The 2,676-nt window shown below is 65.6% G+C and carries 6 protein-coding genes; 1 reads left to right on the top strand and 5 read right to left on the bottom strand.

Going from position 1 to position 2,676, the window contains the following annotated elements:
• A partial coding sequence (locus AC2VON_RS03225) for an AAA family ATPase (RefSeq protein WP_486951650.1) occupies nt 1–365 on the bottom strand: 365 nt, incomplete at its 3' end.
• Nucleotides 366–415: 50 nt separating this feature from the next.
• Nucleotides 416–697: an acylphosphatase gene (locus tag AC2VON_RS03220; RefSeq protein WP_486951649.1), complete on the bottom strand. Its 282-nt coding sequence runs from the start codon at nt 695–697 to the stop codon at nt 416–418.
• 184 nt (nt 698–881) lie between these two features.
• Here AC2VON_RS03220 and AC2VON_RS03215 point away from each other — a divergent pair, with 184 nt between their 5' ends.
• Nucleotides 882–1,430 (top strand): hypothetical protein, encoded by a 549-nt coding sequence (locus AC2VON_RS03215; RefSeq protein WP_486951648.1) that lies wholly within the window; start codon nt 882–884, stop codon nt 1,428–1,430.
• A 22-nt stretch (nt 1,431–1,452) separates the two neighbouring features.
• Here AC2VON_RS03215 and AC2VON_RS03210 read toward each other — a convergent pair whose 3' ends face one another.
• The 3 genes from AC2VON_RS03210 to AC2VON_RS03200 all read right to left on the bottom strand — a co-directional run.
• A complete protein-coding gene (locus AC2VON_RS03210; protein ID WP_486951647.1) occupies nt 1,453–1,896 on the bottom strand; it encodes a type II toxin-antitoxin system VapC family toxin in 444 nt (147 codons plus the stop codon).
• Nucleotides 1,883–2,164 (bottom strand): antitoxin, encoded by a 282-nt coding sequence (locus AC2VON_RS03205; protein ID WP_486951646.1) that lies wholly within the window; start codon nt 2,162–2,164, stop codon nt 1,883–1,885. The genes AC2VON_RS03210 and AC2VON_RS03205 overlap by 14 nt, the downstream gene beginning before the upstream one ends.
• Nucleotides 2,165–2,226: 62 nt before the next feature.
• On the bottom strand, nt 2,227–2,676 hold a 450-nt coding region (locus tag AC2VON_RS03200; protein WP_486951645.1), incomplete at its 5' end, for a zinc finger domain-containing protein.

Below are 2,676 nucleotides of genomic sequence, written 5' to 3'. Positions count from 1 at the left end.
ATCAACCGGCAACTGGCGCCGTTGATCTCGTATTCGCTGGCGCCGTCGCGGAACATCCGCCGGGTGATCGACACCTCGGTGTAGTCGATCGGCAGCGCGTTGTCGGAGTTGTCGACGGTGACGGTGACTTCTGCGCGGCCCAACGGCGCACGCGATGACGTGCCGGCGAAGATGACGTCCTCCATCTTGCCGCCGCGCAGCGTCTTTGCGCCCTGCTCGCCCATCACCCAGGCCAGCGCGTCGACCACGTTGGACTTGCCCGAGCCGTTCGGCCCGACCACGCAGGTGATGCCCGGTTCGAAACGCAGAGTCGTCGGCGACGCGAAGGATTTGAAACCCTTCAGCGTCAGACTCTTGAGGTGCACGACCTGTGAGACTACCGGCGTGCGCCCACGGTATACCGGCCCGCAGCCAGTTACCGCGCGCTGAATCCGTCGATGTCCTCGCTCGCTTGCGACCAGTCGGCGACGACGGCGTCGACGCGACCGGGCGTGGTGCCGCTTTGCAGCAGGTCAAACAGGCGTTGGCAGGTTTCCCGCGGCCCCTCCGCGACGACCAGCACGCGTCCGTCAATGCGGTTGGCAACGTATCCGCTCAGACCCAGTTCCAACGCACGTGACCGGGTCCACCAGCGGAAGCCGACTCCCTGCACCCGCCCGCGCACCAAGGCGGCAAGGCGAACGTCAGACTCTGACATCAGCCACCGTGAAAGTGGTGAAAGTGACCGTGGTACCCGACGTGAGCGTGCGCTCGACCCACAGTTGCGTCATGGGTTATTTCTACCGGCACATCTTGCGTCGAGATCGACGGTGTCGAGAAAAAATTCGGGTGGCACGATCTCGACACGCTGGCAGGACGGGTGAGCGGGCATACTGCCCTGCATGGCCACCGTCGTCGCCTTCCATGCCCATCCAGATGACGAGGTGATTCTCACCGGTGGCACGCTCGCGCGGGCAGCGGCCGCCGGGCGGGCATCGCGTGGTTGTCGTTGTGGCGACCGACGGGCCCCCAACGGCGGCTACAGCCATCGTGACCATGTGCAAGTGCACCACGTCGGCAAGCGGGCCGCCGAGCTCGCAGCGACACCGCGCGTGCTGGAGGCGACGATGCCCCGCGAACTGCTGTGCCGGGTCGGCGATGCCGCTCGATTGCTGAGACTGCCGGCGCCATACGACCGGGACGTGGTCCGCTCGGCATACGCGCCACGATCATCCATCACACACCGGATCAACGTCTTCTGGTTCGCACGCCAGAAACGAGCTGCGTTCGCTGCCCACCGCTCGCAGATCCGCGACAACGGCCTGGTCGCAAGCATGTTCGCGATACTGCTTCGACTGCCACCTGAAGTATTCGGTCTGTTGTTCCCCCGGGAGTGGTTCGTGGATACGGCAGCATCGTCAGCGACCGTGCGCCGCGACATCTTCGACTGATTTCCGTCGACGGTGTCGCCGTTCATGACCTGGTCAGCAGCCGCAGCGCGATCCCGCTGTACTGCGTGAAGTCGGAGTCGGTGGTCACCAACTCGAATCCACCCGTGAGTGCGAATGCGGCCAGATACGCGTCCATCCAGACCTTGGGCGCCGCCGACCGGCGTACCGCGAACGCCTGCCAGTGGGCCTCCAGACCGTCGGGTTCCCGGTTCGTCATGCCGATGCGGTCGTCGTCCAGCAACGCTGCGTAGGTGGCCCACGCTTCGTCGTTGGTCAGCGGCGGTCTGCCGTACCCACCCAGAACTGTGCGGTTGGTTAACAGCCGGAGAAACGACTGTTGGGTGGCACGGCAAAAATGGATGACGCCGGGCTCGTCGACCGTGTCCAGCCATGCGCGCGTGACCATGTGGTGCACGTGCCCAGAAAGCGCCAGCGCCAGCCAAACGTTGGTGTCACACAGCAGCATCGCCGCGCCCGAACGACCAGTCGGCTTCCTGGTTGAGCAAGGCTGCGGCGACACGCTGCGGCGTCATCTCCGGGCCAGCTGCGGCGCCACACTGCACCAGCGGAAGCTGCACCCGCCGCAACCGTGGAGTCCCAGCTGCACTCTCCGGCTGGGACAGGGCTCGTCTGAGCAGTTCGGCCACGACGTCTTTAATCTTGCGATCCTGCTGCGCCGCGCGGACCTTGATTGCCCGCATCAATTCGTCGGGCAGCTCCAGCGTCGTTTTCATGTTAGCCAGGATACTGCTTTCCTGGTTTTATGGCTCAATGGCGACCGCTACGCGAGCGTGCGTCAACCCGGCGATCTGCCCAGTGTGTCGGCCGGCGACACGCACGCTCGCGTGGAGGAGGCTCCGCGGCGTGGGCGGGGCTGGCATTTCGGACAGGAGAACGACGAACGGTTCATGAACTTCTCCCGGCGGATCGGTGTGCCGCAGCGCCGGCACGGCTCGCCCTCGCGGCCATAGGCGTTCAGCGAGCGGTCGAAATAGCCGGATTGGCCGTTGACGTTGACATACAGCGCGTCGAACGAGGTGCCGCCGGCGGCCAGCGCGTCGCGCATCACGTCAGCGGTCGCGTCCAGCACCGCCCGCAACTGCCGCCGGGGCAGTGTGGCGGCCACCCGCGCGCTGTGCACCCCCGCCAGCCACAGCGCCTCGTCGGCGTAGATGTTGCCGATGCCCGACACCACAGTTTGGTCCAGCAGCTGACGTTTGATCTCAGAATGCTTGCGCCGCAACAC

The sequence above is a fragment of the Mycobacterium sp. TH-M82 genome, from assembly GCF_057473605.1.
Note: the sequence above shows the minus strand (reverse complement) of the source record. Positions and strands in the feature narration are given on the sequence as shown.